General features: G+C 50.4%; 12 protein-coding genes and 1 tRNA gene. 8 read left to right on the top strand and 5 right to left on the bottom strand.

Annotation, left to right across the window (positions count from 1 at the left end; genetic code table 11):
• Positions 1-26 precede the first annotated feature (26 nt).
• The 6 genes from V8Q34_RS21005 to V8Q34_RS21030 all read left to right on the top strand — a co-directional run bounded on the left by V8Q34_RS21005 (position 27) and on the right by V8Q34_RS21030 (position 9074).
• On the top strand, positions 27-947 hold the full coding sequence (locus tag V8Q34_RS21005; protein WP_227211447.1) for an ABC transporter permease: 921 nt from the start codon (positions 27-29) through the stop codon (positions 945-947).
• Positions 948-959: 12 nt separating this feature from the next.
• Positions 960-1847, top strand: a complete 888-nt coding sequence (locus V8Q34_RS21010; protein WP_227211445.1) for a carbohydrate ABC transporter permease — start codon at positions 960-962, stop codon at positions 1845-1847.
• Between the two features lie 77 nt (positions 1848-1924).
• Positions 1925-3424 (top strand): ABC transporter substrate-binding protein, encoded by a 1500-nt coding sequence (locus tag V8Q34_RS21015; protein WP_227211443.1) that lies wholly within the window; start codon positions 1925-1927, stop codon positions 3422-3424.
• 140 nt (positions 3425-3564) lie between these two features.
• Positions 3565-6732, top strand: a complete 3168-nt coding sequence (locus V8Q34_RS21020; RefSeq protein ID WP_335836256.1) for a glycosyl hydrolase 2 galactose-binding domain-containing protein — start codon at positions 3565-3567, stop codon at positions 6730-6732.
• Positions 6729-7910: a trimethylamine corrinoid protein 2 gene (locus V8Q34_RS21025; protein WP_335836257.1), complete on the top strand. Its 1182-nt coding sequence runs from the start codon at positions 6729-6731 to the stop codon at positions 7908-7910. The genes V8Q34_RS21020 and V8Q34_RS21025 overlap by 4 nt, the downstream gene beginning before the upstream one ends.
• 27 nt (positions 7911-7937) lie before the next feature.
• Positions 7938-9074 (top strand): glycoside hydrolase family 88 protein, encoded by a 1137-nt coding sequence (locus V8Q34_RS21030; protein WP_335836258.1) that lies wholly within the window; start codon positions 7938-7940, stop codon positions 9072-9074.
• A gap of 100 nt (positions 9075-9174) precedes the next feature.
• Here the strand turns inward: V8Q34_RS21030 and asrC are convergent, their stop codons facing one another.
• The 4 genes from asrC to V8Q34_RS21050 form a co-directional block, all read right to left on the bottom strand.
• Positions 9175-10143, bottom strand: coding sequence for a sulfite reductase subunit C (gene asrC / locus V8Q34_RS21035; RefSeq protein ID WP_335836259.1), 969 nt, complete (start codon positions 10141-10143; stop codon positions 9175-9177).
• A 12-nt stretch (positions 10144-10155) separates the two neighbouring features.
• The gene (asrB, locus tag V8Q34_RS21040; RefSeq protein ID WP_033141466.1) at positions 10156-10950 is read right to left on the bottom strand and encodes an anaerobic sulfite reductase subunit AsrB; all 795 of its coding nucleotides are present in this window, start codon (positions 10948-10950) and stop codon (positions 10156-10158) included.
• Entirely contained in the window at positions 10947-11960 is a 1014-nt protein-coding gene (asrA, locus tag V8Q34_RS21045; protein ID WP_335836260.1) for an anaerobic sulfite reductase subunit AsrA, read from the bottom strand. The genes asrB and asrA overlap by 4 nt, the downstream gene beginning before the upstream one ends.
• A gap of 129 nt (positions 11961-12089) precedes the next feature.
• Complete coding sequence (locus V8Q34_RS21050) at positions 12090-13835, bottom strand: ABC-ATPase domain-containing protein (RefSeq protein WP_033141464.1); 1746 nt, start codon at positions 13833-13835, stop codon at positions 12090-12092.
• Positions 13836-14068: 233 nt separating this feature from the next.
• Here V8Q34_RS21050 and V8Q34_RS21055 point away from each other — a divergent pair.
• Positions 14069-14142, top strand: a tRNA-Arg gene (locus V8Q34_RS21055).
• A gap of 45 nt (positions 14143-14187) precedes the next feature.
• On the opposite strand, the gene V8Q34_RS21060 is transcribed toward V8Q34_RS21055, so the two are convergent.
• Positions 14188-15669: a GntR family transcriptional regulator gene (locus tag V8Q34_RS21060; RefSeq protein WP_335836261.1), complete on the bottom strand. Its 1482-nt coding sequence runs from the start codon at positions 15667-15669 to the stop codon at positions 14188-14190.
• A gap of 157 nt (positions 15670-15826) precedes the next feature.
• On the opposite strand from V8Q34_RS21060, the gene V8Q34_RS21065 reads away from it, so the two are divergent.
• Positions 15827-18133: an EAL domain-containing protein gene (locus V8Q34_RS21065; RefSeq protein WP_335836262.1), complete on the top strand. Its 2307-nt coding sequence runs from the start codon at positions 15827-15829 to the stop codon at positions 18131-18133.
• The last annotated feature ends 33 nt before the right edge of the window (positions 18134-18166 follow it).

Raw genomic sequence — 18166 nt, forward strand, 5'->3', positions numbered from 1 at the left:
CTGTTTTCAGAAAAGGAGTAAAATATATGAACAGCGGAAAAGTAAAGAAAAAGAGAAAGGCTATGAACTGGGGCCTTCTGGCGCTGGCTGTACCGGGATTATTCTTTTTGATCGCATATTATTATGTCCCGCTTTTCGGCCTGGTGATACCGTTTAAGAAGATGGATGTGGCAAAGGGGATTTTCGGGAGCGACTGGTGCGGACTGGATAATTTTAAATTCTTTTTCCAGTCCCCGGATGCCTGGACCGTAACGAGAAATACCATAGGGCTGAATGCCGTTTTCATCTCCATGACTCTGGTTTTATCCGTGATCGTGGCGCTTGGGCTGTTTGAACTGTCCAAGAGAAAGGTGAAAATATTCCAGACATGCCTCTTTGTACCGTATTTCATTTCCTGGGTAGTGGGAAGTTACGTGATCTATGCCCTGCTGAGTCCGGATATGGGTGTGATTCCCAACCTTTTGGAGAAATTCAGCCTTGCGGCACCTAATTTTTACAGTGAGCCAAAGTATTGGCCGTTTATCCTGACCACTTCTTATTTTTGGAAGCATGTGGGATACAATGCGCTTATTTTTTACGCCACTCTCATGGGAATGGACACCAGCCAGCATGAGGCGGCTGCCATCGACGGGGCCACTAAAATGCAGAGGATCCGTTATATCTGCATTCCCCATCTGATGCCTACGATCGTACTCATGGGACTGCTGATGATTGGTAAGATATTCTATGCGGATTTCGGAATGTTCTGGTTCCTGCCGAGAAATTCAGGGGTGCTGTATCCGGTGACGGATGTAATTGATACCTATGTATTCAGAATGCTGAGGGTTATGGGAAATATCGGTATGTCCTCTGCCGTAGGACTTTACCAGTCCCTGGTAGGCTTTATCCTGGTGCTGGTCACGAATCTGATCGTCAAAAGGCGCAACGAAGATTACGCGTTATTTTAGGGAGGTTCTGTTATGGTACAAAGTAAAAAAGAGAAGGCAGCGGATAAAGTCCTTACCCTGCTGTTTATACTGCTGGCACTGTTCTGCGTAGTGCCCATCCTGTATATTCTGTCCGCTTCACTGTCCGATGAGATACAGCTCACAAAGGAAGGGTATTCCCTTCTGCCCAGGGGCTTTTCTCTGGAGGCATACAAGTACATACTGGAAAGTCCGAAGCCCATTATCAACGCCTATGGGGTGACGATCCTGGTCACCCTGGGCGGAACGGCTGTCAGCCTTCTGGTCACCACCATGCTGGCCTATGTGATCGCCAGAAAGGATTTTAAAGTAGGGCGTGTGTTCGCCTTCATGATATTCTTTTCCATGCTTTTTAACGGCGGCCTGGTGCCAACCTATATTATGCTGACAAAATACTATCATCTGAAGGATACCATCTGGGCGTTGATCTTTCCCTACATTATCATGCCCTGGCATGTATTTTTGATGAAGGGATTCCTGGCGGATATCCCGACCTCACTTATCGAGGCGGCTAAAATAGACGGAGCCGGGGAAGTCAAGACATTTTTTAAGATCATAGTGCCCATTTCCAAACCGGCACTTGCCACAGTGGGCCTGTTCATTGCATTTACCTACTGGAATGACTGGTACCAGTCTATGCTGTATATTGACAGTCCGGATATTAACTCCCTGCAGTTTTATCTGTACCGTATCATGAATAATATTCAGTATCTGAGCACCTCCATGCAGGCGGGCAACATTTCCATTGATATCGCCAGCCTTCCAAGTGAGACAGCGAGAATGGCGCTCTGTATTCTGGCCGCAGGGCCGATGCTGGTAGTTTTCCCATTCTTCCAGAAGTATTTTGTAAAGGGGCTTACCGTTGGAGCGGTAAAAGGATAAGGATTGTAAAAACACCTGATTTCTATTAGAATGTAGAAAACAGGTGTTTTTTGTTCTGTAATACAGGAGGAGGAGAGATGAAAAGACCAGGTAAAAAATATTTTCGTGCCGCAGGGGGAATGCTGCTGGCCGGAATATTGGCCGGATGCGGAGGTGAAAGCACGCCGGACAAGGCCCCGGAGGAGCCGGGGACAGTGCGGCTTACATGGTATCTGTGCAGCGAGGGGCAGCAGAGGGATGAGGCGGCAGTGGAGAAGGCCGCAGGCAGGTATCTGCAGGAGAAGTATCACATGAATCTGGACCTGGATCTGGTCATGTATGATTTTGCCGGATACGGAGATAAGATGAAAATGGTGCTGGCGTCTGACGCGGAGTATGATATCTGCTATACATCCAGTTGGAGCAGCAATTATTACTATTATGCGGGGAAAGGAAAATACCTGCCGTTAAATGCGTATCTGGAGGGGGAGGAGACGCTGAAGGAGATGATTCTGCCGGAAGTATGGGAAGGAGTCACCGTACAGGGGAAAATCTACGGGATTCCCTCCAATCAGGTGTTTTTCAAACAGAATTATGTGACTGTGGTGAAAGAATACGCGGATGCGTATGGATTGGATATGAGTAAGGTGCACAGGCTGGAAGATCTGGATGACTTTTTCCATAAGGTTAAGGCTGATCATGAAGAAATCTTTCCTCTGGCGCTCTCCGAAGCGGGAGCTATGGGGAAGATACAGCTTGCCTTGGGGTTTGAGAATCTGGCAGGAGAGTTTCTGCCGGGTGCCATATCTGTGGGGGATGAGGGGCTTACCGTGGTGAATCAGTACAGCCTAGATGCGGTAAAGTCTTACTATGAGCTGGTGCACCGCTGGGCCGCGGACGGTATTGTGAGGGAGGATGCGGCCATGGTGTCCAATAACGGACTGGAGGACATGAAGGCCGGAACTGCCATTGCCAGCGTAAATGCAGCGTTCAAGCCGGGAGTGGAGGCGATTGAAACATCCAGTTTCGGCGGCAGGGAAGTAGTCTTTGCCACGCTCTCTGACCCGTGGATGACGACAGAGAGCATATCCTCCAGCATCAACGCGGTCAGTGCCAGATCCAGGCATCCGGAGGAAGCGTTCCGGCTTCTGACCCTTGTAAATACGGATGAAACGCTTTATAACCTGCTATGCTTCGGTATTGAGGGGGAGCATTACACCGTGAATGAAGACGGCACGGTCCATGTCCTGGAGGACGGCGGCTATCATCCCAATGCAGACTGGGCTTTCGGCAATCAGTATCTGGCAATGCCCAGGGAAGGACAGGATCCGGACATATGGGAACAGACAAAAGAGGAGAACCAAAAGGCAGAGCGGTCCCCGGCTCTCGGTTTTTCCTTTGACACCAGCCGGGTGAACAGCCAGATTGCGGCAGTACAGGCTGTGCTGTCCCAGTACAGAGTGCCTTTGGATACGGGGATGACCGACCCCGGCAGGGAATACCCTGCATTTTTGGAAAAACTGGAGGAGGCCGGAAGCCGGGAAATCCTTGAGGAAATGGAGCGCCAGCTTCGGGACTGGACAGAGAACAGGCCATAGTGCAAAATGGAATCATACTGTAAAAAAGACATTTATCTGCTTTTCACCGCAAAAGTAAATAAATGTCTTTTTCTTGTAGTAGAAACGCACAGTGCTCTCCGCTATGATAAGGGCAAAAGGAGTAAGAGGTGATATCCAAGATGAGGAATGATGAATTTGCCAATATTGCGGCAGGCGGCGTCAGCACAGAGGGAAAGGGGCTGGAGGCACCAAAACCGGAGGTGTTCACAAAAGAGGTCTGGACTTTGGAATCCGCAGAAGCACCCTATACATTCCCCCCTAAAATGCATACCAGGGAGGAACTGTACCGGGAGCTGGAAAGGCAGAAGGAGCAATACCGCCCGTTTATGAGAAAACTGGCTCCTGCTTTTGAGACATTGGAGCAGAGACAGGAACTGAAGGAGTTTTACTGGAGGGAGGAGACAGAGGCGGACAGGACCGATTTTCCGGGCGTGCTGGAGGGACGCGGAGAATGGCAGAAGGTTACAATCCCCCACTACGGCGGCCCTCTGGGAAATGCGGTCACTTATTACAGGACCGGATTTTCGGCGGGGAGAAACGGCGATGAGGGAATCTATCTTCTGTTCAGAGGTGTGGATTATATTGCGGATGTGTTTGTGAACGGAGCTTTGGCGGGAAGCCATGAAGGGTTCTTTGCGCCCTTTGAGCTGGACATAACAAAATATGTAAAGGCAGGGGAAAATACACTGGTAGTGCGTGTGAAGAATGATTTTGTCCATAAAAGGAATGAGCGCAGGCGTGGTGAGACCATGTACGGCGGGGATAAAATCTATGCGGCGACAGGCCCGGGATACGATGACCCGCAGATGGGCTGGCATCACTGCCCGCCCGGAATGGGAATCTGGCAGCCTGTGTATGTGGAAGTGAAAAACAGGTGTTCCATCCGGGATATCTATGTGCGGCCTCTGCCCGAAGAAGACAGGGCGGAAGTCTGGATGGAAATCTTCAAAAGTGACCCCGGATATCAGGAAATACAGGTAAATCTATCCCTTTACGGCCGTAATTTCCGGGAAACAGTCTTTGAAAATCTGTGTTACAAGCCGTCTACCGGCTGTGCTGTCGGCCTGGGAGACAGTTTTACAGAGGCAAACCTGACCGCCACAGGGGAGCTTGAAAGGCCCGTACAGCTTTTTATGGAAAAGGGTATGAATTATCTTAGGATTCCCATTTCCATGAAGGGATTCAGGTGGTGGACACAGAAGGCACCTTATCTGTATGAGATACAGGCAGAGCTCAGGGACCGAGGAGGCTGTGTGCTGCACAGAGCTTCACAGAGCTTTGGAATGCGCAGCTTTTACATGGACACAGAGGAAATTCCCAGAGGGAACTTTTATCTGAACGGAGAGAAGATAAGGCTCCGGGGGGCGAACACCATGGGACACGAACAGCAGTGCGTTATGAAGGGCGATATGGAACAGCTTGCGGAGGACATCCTGCTGGCAAAAATATGCAACATGAATTTTCTCCGCCTGACCCAGAGGCCGGTGCAGGAGGAGGTCTATGAGTACTGTGATATGCTGGGCCTGATGACCCAGACGGATCTGCCCCTGTTCGGCGTGCTGCGGATCCCGCAGTTCGCGGAAGCGCTCAGACAGGCAGAGGAGATGGAGAAGATAGTGCGGAAACATCCGTGTAATATTCTGGTTTCCTATATCAATGAGCCATTTCCAAATGCCTACAACCAGCCGCACCGCCATCTCTCCAGAACGGATCTGATGAGATTTTTCACATGTGCAGATGAGGTGGTGAGGATGAACAACCCGGAACGTGTGACAAAACATGTGGACGGTGACTATGATCCCCCAAGTACAACCCTGCCTGACAATCACTGCTATACCATGTGGTACAACGGAAGCGGAGTGGACGCGGGGGCATTGTATAAAGGATATTGGCTTCCTGTGAAAAAGGACTGGAATTACGGCTGCGGTGAATTCGGTACAGAGGGTCTGGACTCTCTGGAGATGATGGAAAAGTATTATCCCGGGGAATGGCTGCCGGATGCTGCCTGCGGGGAGAAGGACTGGACCCCGGCTGAAATTGTGGCATCCCAGTCCTGGAATTTCCACTTTTTCTTCTATGATACACCCCATACCCTGAAAGGGTGGATACAGGCATCACAGGAGCATCAGGCCCGGGCCACAAAATGGATGACAGAGGCGTTCAGGAGGAACAAGAGAATGGTCTCCATGGCGCTCCATCTTTTCATCGACGCGTTTCCTGCAGGATGGATGAAGGCTGTCATGGATGCGGACAGGAATCCGAAGCCTGCCTATTTTGCCTACAGGGATGCATTGACTCCGGTGATGCTGAGCCTAAGGGCAGACAGGATGTCTTACTGCCCGGAGCAGAGGGTATCTGTGGAGGTATGGGGATGCAATGATGAGAACCGAAGGTATGAGAATGCCGTCATTTGTTATCAGGCTGAGTGGTACGGGGAGACAGAGCAGCCGGGGAATGCATGTCCGGGAATTTTGATCGGACAGGGGACCGCGGTGAAAAACCTTCCTGCATGCAGCAGTTCTTACCTGGGAAGTGTAGACTTTGAGATTCCAAGAGAGCTTGGGTGCAGAGAAGGAAGAGGGACTCTTCTTCTCACTGCGGGTATCCGGAAGGAAGACGGAGAATTACTTCATTATAACCAAATGGAGCTGCAGGTGCGCAGGGATTTTAGTGTACCGGATGGAACGGGCGTCTGTCTGATCGGAGATAAAGGAAAAGCCTCTGAGGCGGCCCGCGAACTGGGACTGCAGATAAGACAGATGGGGGAAATGAAGCCGGGAGATGTGTTCCTGGCGGATGACTGGAGTGTGTTTGAGAGGATGGAAGAAGAGGTTCTTGATAAGGCAGCAGAGGGATTTAAGATAATCTTTTTAGAGCTGGATCCCGGTACCTACCGCATAGGGGAGGCTGTCATCACTGTGAAGGACAGCGGCATGCTGCCCATGCATTTTGTGTCTTCCGATACAGGGCATAGGCTGACAAAAGGCTTTGGCCCCTGTGATTTCAGAAACTGGTATGACCGCAGTGCAGACAGGATCACACCCATTCTGGAGACAACATTCACCGGAGAGGGATTTATCCCCATACTGCAGAGCGGAAACACAGATGAAAACGGCGAGTGGGGCCATGCTGCCGCGGCAGCAGAGATACCCATGGGACAGGGAAAAATCTATATCTGCCAGGTGAAATTAGCAGGGCGTATGGAAGACAACCCGGCGGCAAAAGAATTTGCTGTGCGGATGATAAGCCCCGAAAACAGAGAGAGAAAAGGAGAGGAAGAGAAATGAAATATAAAAAGAACTGGGAAGAGGCAAGAGTAAAATGGAGAAATTACTGGAAACAGCAGAATACCGGAAGACCTCTTATGTGTGTGATCGCCAGAAAACCGGAGGTTGAAAAGTTCTCGGAGGGAAAGCCTGTGGAGGGCGGATGTAAAGATATTATCTGCCAGGGGCTCTTTTATGATCTGCCCGAGGAACTGAAATGGAAGAGTATGGAGGATAAATATCTGAATGCGGAACAGATCGTGGGCAGGTATCGTCATTTTTGTGAGACCCATGATTTTCTGGGGGAGAGCTTTCCAAATCTGAACGTGGATTTCGGCCCCGGCTCCCTGGCAGCGTATCTCGGTTCTGACATCAGTTTCAAGGAGGACACGGTTTGGTTCCATCCCTGTATTGAAGACTGGGATGAGGCACCTGTTCTCAGATTTGACCCGGAAAATCCCTGGTTCCGGAAACATCTGGATCTTGTCAGGAAGTGCAGGGAGCTGGCAGGAGATGATTTCTATGTGGATATGCCGGATTTGATGGAAAATCTGGATGTGCTGGCTTCTCTTAAAAATGCACAGGAGCTTCTCTGCGATATGCTGGAGGACCCGGAGAGTATCAGGGAGAGAGTAAAACAGGTGGATGACCTGTATTACCAATACTATGACAGGTTCTATGATGTGATTCGGGATGAGGAGGGCGGCAATGCTTACACAGTATTCCAGATTTGGGGACCGGGGCGCACAGTGAAGCTGCAGTGTGATCTGTCAGCCATGATCTCTCCGGAGTATTTCAGGGATTTTGTACAGGAGTCTCTTAGAAAACAGGCACAGGGAGCAGACCAGGTGCTTTATCATCTGGACGGGCCGCAGGCAATCCGTCATCTGGACGCCCTTATGGAGATCAAGGAAATTGATGCACTTCAGTGGACCAGCGGGGATGCCGGGCCTGACGGAACGCTGGAAGAGTGGGACGCCATTTACGACAAGGCAAGAGCTGCGGGAAAATCTCTCTGGGTAAAGGTGTATTCCGGAGAGTTTGAGGACTGGCTCAGTAATGTGGACAGGATTGTACAGAAGTACGGCTCTCACAGCCTTTTCCTCATGTTCCCGGAGATGTCCATGGAACAGGCGGAAAGGCTGCTGGAATACGCGGATAAGAACTGGAGCGATGTGGAGGGTACTTTCCGGGCATGACCTGTCCGGAAAATATGAGGAAAAGATATGAGAGAGATCAGAAATGTATTGGAAATCTGTCTGAAAAAGCTGGAAAACACCATGCGGGATATGCCTCGTTCCCTGCCGGAATATTATGCGTGCAGCACAGGGGATTATTTTCACAGATATGAGCAGGCGCCGCAGGATTTTATGAATACAGAGACATGGCAGCCGTCCTTTTTTACGGGGCAGGCACTGATCGCCTGGGAGGTGACAGGGGATGAGCGGTATATAAAATGGCTGGAAGGATTCCGGCAGATTTACAGGGATAAAGTATTTCTGCACAGTGAGCAGACCATGCATGATCTGGGTTTCCTCTATATCCTCTATTCTGTGGGAATGTACAGGAGCACCGGGGAGGAGACATATAAGGTTATTTCTCTGAAGGCGGCAGATGAGCTTGCAAAGCGGTTTAATCTGAAGGGCGGTTTCCTGCGCGCCTGGGGATGTGCCGGGGACCAGGGGGATGACAGGGCAGGTGTGGCGATCATTGACTGTATGATGAACCTTTCTCTGCTGTTTTGGGCCAGTGAGGTGACAGGAAATCCGTTTTACCGGGAGGTTGCGGTGAGGCACAGCGATACGGTCATGAAATATTTTGTAAGGGAGGACGGCACGGTCTATCACGCATACAGGTTTGACCCGAAGTCGGGCAGGGCGCTGGGAGGGGAAAACTACTGCGGCTACGGGAAAGAATCCAGTTGGGCCAGAGGTGCTTCCTGGGCCATATATGGATTTGCAGACTGCTATATCCACACCGGGGATGAGAAATATCTGGATATGTCGGAACGGATCTGTGAGAAGTTCATAGATTCCGTGAAGGCGGACAGCGTGGATGCAGTGATACCTGTCTGGGATTTCAGGCTGCCGGAAGAAAAAGAGCAGGCAAAGGACACATCTGCCGCAGCGATTACAGCCAGTGCGATCTGTGAGATCGTAAAATACAGAGGCAACGAGAAGCTCAGGTCCTACTGCGATGAGGTGACAAGAGAGCTGATAAAAGAAAAATATTTTGACAGCAATACACAGATTCCGGGAATGGTGCGGGAGTCTAACGGGCTGCATCACTATACTCTGTTCGGGGATTATTTTTTTATGGAGCTGCTGGCAAAGAAAGCGTATCATTTGATTTCACTTTGGTAAAAGCAAAGCGCACAGAGAAGTGAGGAGGAGGTTCTCTGTGCGCTGGAATGGGCGGCCGACATGGCCGCGCTTCGACGCGTAAGTCCGGCGGACCGGACATTTATTTTGTATAATGGACACCTTTCCAGTACACAGGAGTGGTAACTTCCGCAATTTCAGGCAGTTCCACGCCTTCAAGCGCCCATTTCTTAAACTCTTCAAATCCGGTGCGGTCCACAATGTAGCCGATGTGTTCCTTGCCGCCGGGAGCGGAACGGTCAATGTAGTGTTCTACATATTTATAGGTGTTCAGGATAATCTTGATGATGCTGTCCTCATCCACCCATTTGATGAAATCCTCGCCAAGACGCGGATTTCTCTTTCCTGTACGTCCCAGAAGGGTGAGACGGTAATATTTCTTTTCATCCCTGGTCCATGCGGAGGCAGGACAGTTCAGAACGCATTCACCGCAGCCGATGCATTTCTCTTCATTTCTCTTTGGACGGTAGTTTACAGTCTCCAGAGCTTCCACGGATTTGCGGCGGCAGTATTTGACACAGGCACCGCAGTTTACACAGCGGCTGGGGTCCAGACGGGGAAGTGTCATTCCCATGATGCCGAAATCATGCATGCGGACTTTGGCACAGTCATTGGGACATCCGGTCAGGGCAATCTTGAAATGCAGATCGTTTGGGAAGATGGCCTCCTCGATCCGTTTTGCAAATGCCGTGGTATCGTAGCAGGCGTAAGGACATACGCGGTTGCCGATGCAGGCGCTTACGTTTCTGGTCCCGGAAGCCGGATAGCCTGTGCCCGGGTCCGTCTGATTGATGTCCAGTCCTTCAATGATGGGCTGCAGCATTTCGTTGACTTTGGGCATATCTGCATAGTCAATGCCGGGAATCTCGAATCCCTGGCGGTTGGTAATGTGTACGGTTCCGTTGCCGTACTTTTCAGCGATATCCTGTATCATGGACAGATAACAGGCATCCATATGACCGCCCGGTACACGGACACGGGAGGCTGTTTTGCCGCGCTCTTTTGTGACGCGGAATGCATTTTTCTTTAAAGCCTTTGTATTGACATCCATTCCCTGCACCTCCTAATCCAGCAGCTGGCGGCCTTTGGTAAAGTTAAAGACAGGGCCGTCCAGACATACATAGACATCATTGATCTTACAGTGGCCGCATTTTCCAAGGCCGCAGCACATTTTGCGCTCCTGGGAAATCCAGATTTGTTCTTCTTTCAGGCCCCGGTCCATAAGGGCCATGGTGGAAAAGCGCATCATGGCGGGCGGGCCTACAACAATGGCGCAGGCGTCATCCATATTACCAAATTCAAGGTCAGGGATATAGGCAGTTACCAGTCCCTCTCTGTAAGACTCGTCACCTTCCCTGCTGTCCACTGTGAGGATCAGGTTTAAATTCTCTTCCCAGAGCTTCAGATCCCGGCGGAACAGAATGTCATCCGGCGTTTTGAAGCCTGCAATTACGGTGACGCTTTTGGCCGCCCCGGGATTGCGTGCAAAGTAGTCGATCACCCCGCGGACAGGGGAAACACCGGTGCCGCCTGCCACAATAACAAGCTCTTTATCTTTATAATTTTCTAGGTCGAATCCGTTTCCGTAAGGTCCGCGCAGCAGCAGGGTGTCCCCCTCATACTGCTCAAACACTTCGTTTGTGACCTTGCCAACCCGGCGTATGGTCAGGTCTATACAGCCGTCGCCGATGCCGCTGACAGAGATGGGAGCCTCGCCGTATTTGGGGATGGATACCTCAAAGAACTGGCCCGGTTTCACATCACCTGTGTATTCCATGCGGAAGGTGTACTCAATTGCTGTGTGGCGAATTACTTCTTTTATTTCTGATCGGAAAGGAATATATTCATTTTTTATCATAAATCTTCCACCTCCTTCATGGCATCAGAAAGGCGGTTCAGGCAGTGTGAGAAGGAAATATACTCCGGACAGACATCGTCACAGCGTCCGCAGCCCACACACATCTGATAGCCCGCTCTCTGTTTGAAATCCAGTGCTTTATGCATGACTTTAAAGCGCATACGTTCCCCGTTGGTTTTACGGTAACTTCCTCCGCCTGCCACGTCCGTGTAGCCGTCCACCATACAGGAGGCCCACACTCTGCGGCGCTCGCCCACCTTGCCGTTGTCTGTATAGAACAGATCCTGCATGGTGAAGCAGGTACAGGTCGGACATGAAAAATTACAGCGTCCGCAGTTGATGCAGCGGCTGTCATATTCTTTCCAGACAGAGCTTTTAGCGGCTTTGGCTGTCAGGTTTTCGGGAATATGTACGCGGGTCTTTGTCTCTGTCACGAAAGCCGGGGAGACGGTTTCCTGGGAAACGGCATATTTTCGGAAGAGTTCTTCCTGCTCCTGCCATTTTACATCTATTTTCCAGGTATCGCCTGTAAGGTCCAGGCTGAAATCATAATCCGTGTTTTTATTGGTTCCCATATCCACGCAGAAGCAGGAGTCAAAACAGGAGGAACAGCCCAGAAGCGCGAATTTTACATGGTCGCGGAGCTGCCTGTAGTAGGAATCCTCAGGGCCGTTTTCCAGATACATATAATCCAGACGGCGTATGGCGTGAAGGTCGCAGCTTCTCAGGAAGATGACAGCATCCTTCTTTGGCGGATTCGGTTCGGTTACCTTGTCCTCTGTGAAATAAAATAAGGTCTGGGAAATGGGGAGCAGCACTTCCTTGGGAGAGAAGCGTGACTTCCTGTCAAGTACGATTTCCTCAGGGGAAGTGATCCTGTCATAGCGGACCAGATTCGTATCGGAAAAGGCTCCCTTATTCGGAAAAAGTCTGGGAGCGTAAAGGTCATAAGTTTCGGTAAGAGCAGAAAAGACTTGCTGTAAATCCTGCGTCTTGTAACAATAACCCATAATTTCACCTCTTTCATAAATGGTGTGAGGGCGCAGAAAAGCTGCGGCTTCACTCGTTTCAGATAAGTATAGCCGCAGCAGTCTGGGAATGCCGTGATAATTCTCACGATTTATAAAGTTTTTTGTGCTTTACTGCCTTCTGAACCGGTTAAAGCAGGCGTAAATCTCCTGAGGCCTGGGCATGGCCAGCCCGCAGGGCGTGTAGGAGGTTCCGCAGACAGAGGACAGTCCCTTTGTCTCAAGCTGGTGCAGAAGCAGCTTCACTACCTGGTCCAGGGTCTTTCTGCCGTCGATGAGGTTCTCACATGCATAGCGCAGGATGGAGGCAAGAGCTGCCGTCTGTTCGTAGTCCGCAAGCTGTTCCACATACCGCAGGTCCACGGATTCTTTGCCGATGGAGAAGGTATAGCGGTCATGTGTCTTGGTCTTCAGACCTCTGTTTTCTCTCTGTCCGTGGCTGTGTTCCTCCGGTCTGCGGCCCCTTGACCGTCCCTGGGGCTCACGAAAATCAGGTGTGGTCATGATTCTGCGGCTTTGAGGCAGCGCAAAGGCAGGCGTGTCTGCCGGGGGCAGCGGAAAGTCTCTGCAGAGTTCCTTCACGGCATGTGTTATGTCCACAGGGCGGTAGCAGTCCATCTGGATAATGGTGTCTGCAATGTGGAAAAAGGCACCGCTGCTGCCTGCCACTAAGATGGTGGAGATACCGGCCTCGGTGTACAGATCCCGGGCGCGCTCCAAAAACGGAGTGATCGGCTCCTTATGGCGGCTGATCACATGCTGCATAAAGGTATCGCGGACCATAAAGTTGGTGGCAGAAGTGTCTTCATCTATGAAAAACAGATGGGAACCTGCCTCCATGCTCTCCACAATAGCGGCAGCCTGGGACGTACTTCCGCTGGCGTCCGGGGTGGAGAAGCAGCGGGTGTCCTTTTTATTGGGAAGGTCATTGATGAACATGGAAATATCCACATCCTTTACAAAACGTCCGTCCTCGGAGCGCAGCTTCACTGCTGTGTCGTCCGCGATAACATACTCCCTGCCGTCCCCGGCGATGTGGTTGTATACACCGGATTCCAGGGCATTCAGCAGAGTGGATTTTCCGTGGTAGCCGCCGCCTACAATGAGGGTGATGCCCACCGGGATGCCCATGCCGGTGATCTTCCCTTTGTGGGGAAGAGTCAGCTCAGTGCGCATGGAGTCCGGGGAGATGAAGGGGACACAGTCGGAAAGCGGCTTGTCCGATACACCGCTCTGTCTTGGGAGGATGGCGTTGTCAGCCACGAAGGCAGCCAGCTTACGCTTTTTCAGTTCCTCCCGGATGAACTGCTGGTCCTCTGCCAGAAAAAACACATTTTCCACAGTTTTTGCGTTTTGGTTTTTATACAGGAAAGATTTCCGCACGCATACAGGCAGAAATTCGAACAGGATTTTTTCCAGCTCAGGAGCGTTGATGGTCCTGCCGTTTGCCGGAAAGCCCACAGTGAAGCGGGCGGTCACGTCGGTATCGGTGATCTCACAGGCAGTGCGGTCCAGGATTTCCTGCCCGCAGCGGCTGACGGAGATGAGTCCGCTCTTTCCCGAGCCTTTGGCCCTGAAGCTGAAATGGTATACCTGCTGTTCAAACTGTCTGTTCAGATAGTCCTGAAGGGCGATTCTGGTATGCCTTTCCTTATAATAATGGGCAGGAAAACCGGCGGTCTTCAGGGGGATTTTTACACTCAGACTGGAGGGCGCCGCAAAGGGGTCCCCCTGCACATGATCGATAGATAATGTATAGTCACCGAAGGAGTAGATACCCCGCAAATCCTTGTAGGCAGGATAGCTTTTCCGGTGGATGGAGGCCAGCATGGTCTTAAGATCTGATGATGATTTCATATTCTTGTCACTCCTTTATATAAATAAGCAGACTGCGCTTACCCTTTACTATAAACAATCCGCTGAAAAATGGCAAGTGTAACTGTTTGCTTCCGGCAGTCATCTGTTAAGTATGACGGTAAAAGAGTGATTAAAAAAAGTTTCAAAAACCTATTGACATTTTTCGCACCATAGGATATAATAAGTTTCGTTGCTGAGGCAATAACAAATTAATATCTATCCAATTATTGGATGTGCGCGTAGCTCAGCTGGATAGAGCGTCTGGCTACGGACCAGAAGGTCGGGGGTTCGAATCCTCTCGCGCACGTCAAGGCCCTTGTAGAATGAAAATTTTACAAGGGTTTCTTTTTGTTCAGATATACAGGCGGATAAAGGACATATCCGGTGCCGCGATATCGGAAGCTTCGGGAAGGCCGCAGCCGGTCATGAAGTTGCGGACAAAAGTCAGGATATGGCAGTAGCATGCACTGAGCTGCTCCGTGAAGGCAGCTCGGTCTCTCCTGCAGAGATATTCAAAAGCCTGCAGCCCCATCTGGTTAATGATATTGGACATCTGATTGCCTTCCGCATAGAAAGAGAAATAATATCCCCAGTGCAGTGTCTTTCTCACTTCCTTAAGAATGATACGAAAAGGGTACAGAGGCATCTGCTCTATGATACAGTCCATGATCAAATCAAGGGGAATAGCATTGGGTTCTCGGAATCTCTGCGCCAGGGAATCCAGGATCTCATCCGTTATCCGGTCAAAGGTCAGCCTGACAGCAGGGGGGACGGCAAGCGCCATGAACTGCAGGCCGCTTAAGTACAGCAGCGTGTCTTTTTTATAGGTTCTATCCTTCATACAGACAAAGGTTGCCTCGTCATTAAAGAGGGTGACTTGTGTTCCTTTGACATTGTAGGTTCTGCAGAAGCCCAGACGGTTCAGGTCAGAGAGCGCCTTGCGCACCGTGGAGACAGAGACCTGGTACTGTCCGGCGAGTATTCCCTCCGGAGGCAGAAATTCCCTGTCCTTATAGAGGCCCATTCCGATCTTGTCAATAATATCCCGTACAATCTGCATATAATAATGATCACGTCCCAGGTCGGCGTTCCAGGAGTAGACGTTTTTACCGGCTGCCTTTACCTGTGGGTTTTCTGAGACAAGTATTTTCAGATGTTCCTGTATGATATCTGTCGTAAAACGATAAAGCGCGGTAAAATAGTGCAGAGCCTCCTCGGCGTTTTCCGGCTTCAGCAGTCCGGTGTCCCAGAAAGTGTTATGACTTATTACATTTTCCCAGGGTCTTACAATGGAACCTCTGCGCTCCCAGAAAAAGGGAATCTGGGCATAGAGTTCCAAGCTGATATACAGGTCACGGAACAGCAGACTGCCGGAGGCGGAGAGAATTTCATGCAGGAACATGGAATAGGTCTGCCACTTATTCCTGCGCACTTTTTTCTCATGCGCCAGAATCCAGAGGCAGTGCTGCATCTTTTCCTCCCCGCAGACCAGGGCAGAGAAGGAAAAGAGAGGAGGCATCAGGATAGTCATGGTCTCATACACAGATAGGATAGAGTCTCTGTGCTCCAGGACTGTGCGCACGGACGGTTCCTCAGGAGAGTGGTTCCCCGAAGGGCGGTATATGACGCGGGAGGGTTTCCGCTCGGCTGTCTGGATGAGACCTTCCTTTGCCAGGGCTTTCAGTACCTCCCGGACTGTGCGCATTCCCACATGGTATATTTCGCAGAGTTGGCTCATGGAGGGGAGCGCACTTCCGTAAGGAAGAAGTCCGGTCTCAATCTGTTCCCTCAGACTTTGGTATAAAAAATCAAATAATCTGTTCTTCTGTTCCATGGTGCAGCCTCCCTTATGCTGATAGTATATCTCTATTATAATACTATATGTATATGTACACAAATATAAGATTGCGCTTCAAAATAAATTCAGTGTAAAATATTCTAAAGAGAAAAAATAGGAAAAACAGAATCGTATTTTGGCAGGAGTATGGAACATGAGACGAAGGGTGGGAAAAGGCTCCGTATATCAGGGGCCTTTTTTGATAAGCGGAATGCAGGTGGGGATCATCGGGGTGGTCATCCTGATCACGCTGCTCATTTCCGCCTGGAATGCCATTGACCTCCGGAAGGTGCTGGATCACAGCACGGAGGAATATTTAAATGATGTGACAATGCGTATGGCAGGGGAGATTGGCAATACCATGCATCACAAATCCGAGGACCTGGCAATGATATCAGAGTTTGCCGCGGGGTATCTGCCGGATTCCTTTGGGTCGGGAGAGGATACGGCAGAGCTTCAAAATTTTCTGGAAGAGAAGGCCGGAGTGCTGGAGTTTAATTTTCTGACGGTTATTGACAGGCAGGGAAAAATGGTGCATACAGAGGTGCCGGAGACCATTGGCAAGGCGGAACTGAAGGGAATGGCAGAACTGGACTGTGTCAGGGCAGCCTTTAAGGGGAGAACAGGAACCAGCTATCTCGGGGGTCAGGAAATCATCTATTCCGTGCCGGTTTATGGCGGCGATGGGGAGAAATCCGTGGAATATGTCATGGTCGGCATCCGCAGCAAGGAAAAAATGCAGGATATGATCGCGTCCAAGAGCTTTGACGGACAAAGCCTGAGCTGTATCATAGACAGCAGCGGTAAGGTGATTCTCTCCCCCACGGATTTAAAGCCATTTCTGCAGCTGGATGATATTTTCAAGAAGAGCAAAGACGGGAAAGTTGTATCTGAGATTGATGAGATGCGGAAAAATATGCGGAGGGGCACAGGCGGAATCCTGGCATTTACATCCACGCATCAGGATGAACTCTATCTGTCCTATGACGCGCTGGGAGTAAATGACTGGGTTCTGCTGACCATCATACCTTCAGACCTGATCGCAGGCAGCTCAGAGGGGAGTATATGGAGATTTTTTCTGATCCTCATATTTGTCATGGCCGTATTTTTTATCTTCCTTATAAAGGTGTACCGCTTTTTCAGCACAGGAAGAAGGGAACTAGAGCGCTATGCGTTTGAGGACCATGTGACCGGAGGCATGAACCAGGCGGCTTTCTGTCTGAAATATGAGGAGCTGGCCTGTAAAATGGCCCCCTCCTCCAACTGTATTGTCATGATGAATGTAAAAGGCTTTAAAATGGTCAACGAGAGATTCGGCATTGAGGGAGGCAATGAGATGCTGCGCCATATCCACCGGGTATTGCAGCGTCATATCAAACCATCTGACGATGAATTTGCCGCCAGAAATGAATCGGACAATTTTTTCCTGTGTCTTCGGGATGCGGAGCCTGCGCGTATCCGGGCAAGGCTCAGGGATATTATTACAGAAGTGAATGCATTTTCGGGATCCGAAACTCCCCGCCATCCTGTGGCATTCCGTCAGGGAGCCTGTATCATTGAACACCCAGGCGAGGAGATCACCATTCTGCAGGATCATGCGCGCCTGGCGGAGCAGAGTGTGGAGAAAAAGGCTGGGGAGGAATGTGTCTTCTATGATGAGAGTTTTGTAAAGCGCCTGAAATGGGAGGAGGAGATGAACGAGCTGTTTGAGGAATCCCTCCGCAGCCGTCATTTCCGGGTATATCTGCAGCCAAAGGTCAGCCCCAGGACCGGTGAGGCAGAGGGGGCGGAAGCGCTGGTGCGCTGGCAGCACCCGGAGCGGGGCGTGATCTGTCCATCGGATTTTATCCCGCTGTTTGAGAGAAACGGAAAGATATGCAGGCTGGATGTATATGTGTTCCGGGAGGTGTGCGCTCTCATGGCAAAGTGGGAGCGAATGGGAAAAAGGCTGATTCCTGTCTCTGTCAACCTGTCAAGACAGCATTTCAGGGAACCGGGCTTTCTGGAGGAGTTTTCCGGTATCGCGAAACAGTATCGTGTCAGGACAGAGATGCTGGAATTTGAGCTGACAGAATCCATATTTTTGGATGAGGAGCAGATTGATGTGGTAAAGGACAGTATACATCGGATGCACGCACTGGGATTTACCTGTTCTCTGGATGACTTTGGTTCCGGATTTTCCTCCCTGGGCCTTTTAAAAGAATTTGATGTGGATGCTCTGAAGCTGGACCGTCTCTTCTTTCTGGATATGCACAGTGAGAAGGCAAGAGATGTGATCGCATGTCTGATGGAGCTGGCAAAGAAGCTGAATGTGAAGACCGTGGCGGAGGGAATAGAGGAACCGGAGCAGGTGGAGTATCTGCGGCAGGTAAATTGTGATATGATACAGGGGTATGTCTATGCAAGGCCGATGCCGGCTGATGCATTTGAAGAAAAATATGTGCGTGGTATAATGGTCTGAGAGCGTACAGAGGATAAAACGCAAGGGGGTAGG

This window comes from Blautia sp. JLR.GB0024, from assembly GCF_037000545.1.
Taxonomy (GTDB): Bacteria; Bacillota; Clostridia; order Lachnospirales; family Lachnospiraceae; genus Blautia; species Blautia celeris.

Excerpts from the sequence above, each read along its gene's own strand:
- V8Q34_RS21005 (WP_227211447.1), top strand. The coding sequence starts at position 27 with ATGAACAGCGGAAAAGTAAAGAAAAAGAGAAAGGCTATGAACTGGGGC.
- V8Q34_RS21010 (WP_227211445.1), top strand. The coding sequence starts at position 960 with ATGGTACAAAGTAAAAAAGAGAAGGCAGCGGATAAAGTCCTTACCCTG.
- V8Q34_RS21015 (WP_227211443.1), top strand. The coding sequence starts at position 1,925 with ATGAAAAGACCAGGTAAAAAATATTTTCGTGCCGCAGGGGGAATGCTG.
- V8Q34_RS21020 (WP_335836256.1), top strand. The coding sequence starts at position 3,565 with ATGAGGAATGATGAATTTGCCAATATTGCGGCAGGCGGCGTCAGCACA.
- V8Q34_RS21025 (WP_335836257.1), top strand. The coding sequence starts at position 6,729 with ATGAAATATAAAAAGAACTGGGAAGAGGCAAGAGTAAAATGGAGAAAT.
- V8Q34_RS21030 (WP_335836258.1), top strand. The coding sequence starts at position 7,938 with ATGAGAGAGATCAGAAATGTATTGGAAATCTGTCTGAAAAAGCTGGAA.
- asrC (WP_335836259.1), bottom strand. The coding sequence starts at position 10,143 with ATGGATGTCAATACAAAGGCTTTAAAGAAAAATGCATTCCGCGTCACA.
- asrB (WP_033141466.1), bottom strand. The coding sequence starts at position 10,950 with ATGATAAAAAATGAATATATTCCTTTCCGATCAGAAATAAAAGAAGTA.
- asrA (WP_335836260.1), bottom strand. The coding sequence starts at position 11,960 with ATGGGTTATTGTTACAAGACGCAGGATTTACAGCAAGTCTTTTCTGCT.
- V8Q34_RS21050 (WP_033141464.1), bottom strand. The coding sequence starts at position 13,835 with ATGAAATCATCATCAGATCTTAAGACCATGCTGGCCTCCATCCACCGG.
- V8Q34_RS21060 (WP_335836261.1), bottom strand. The coding sequence starts at position 15,669 with ATGGAACAGAAGAACAGATTATTTGATTTTTTATACCAAAGTCTGAGG.
- V8Q34_RS21065 (WP_335836262.1), top strand. The coding sequence starts at position 15,827 with ATGAGACGAAGGGTGGGAAAAGGCTCCGTATATCAGGGGCCTTTTTTG.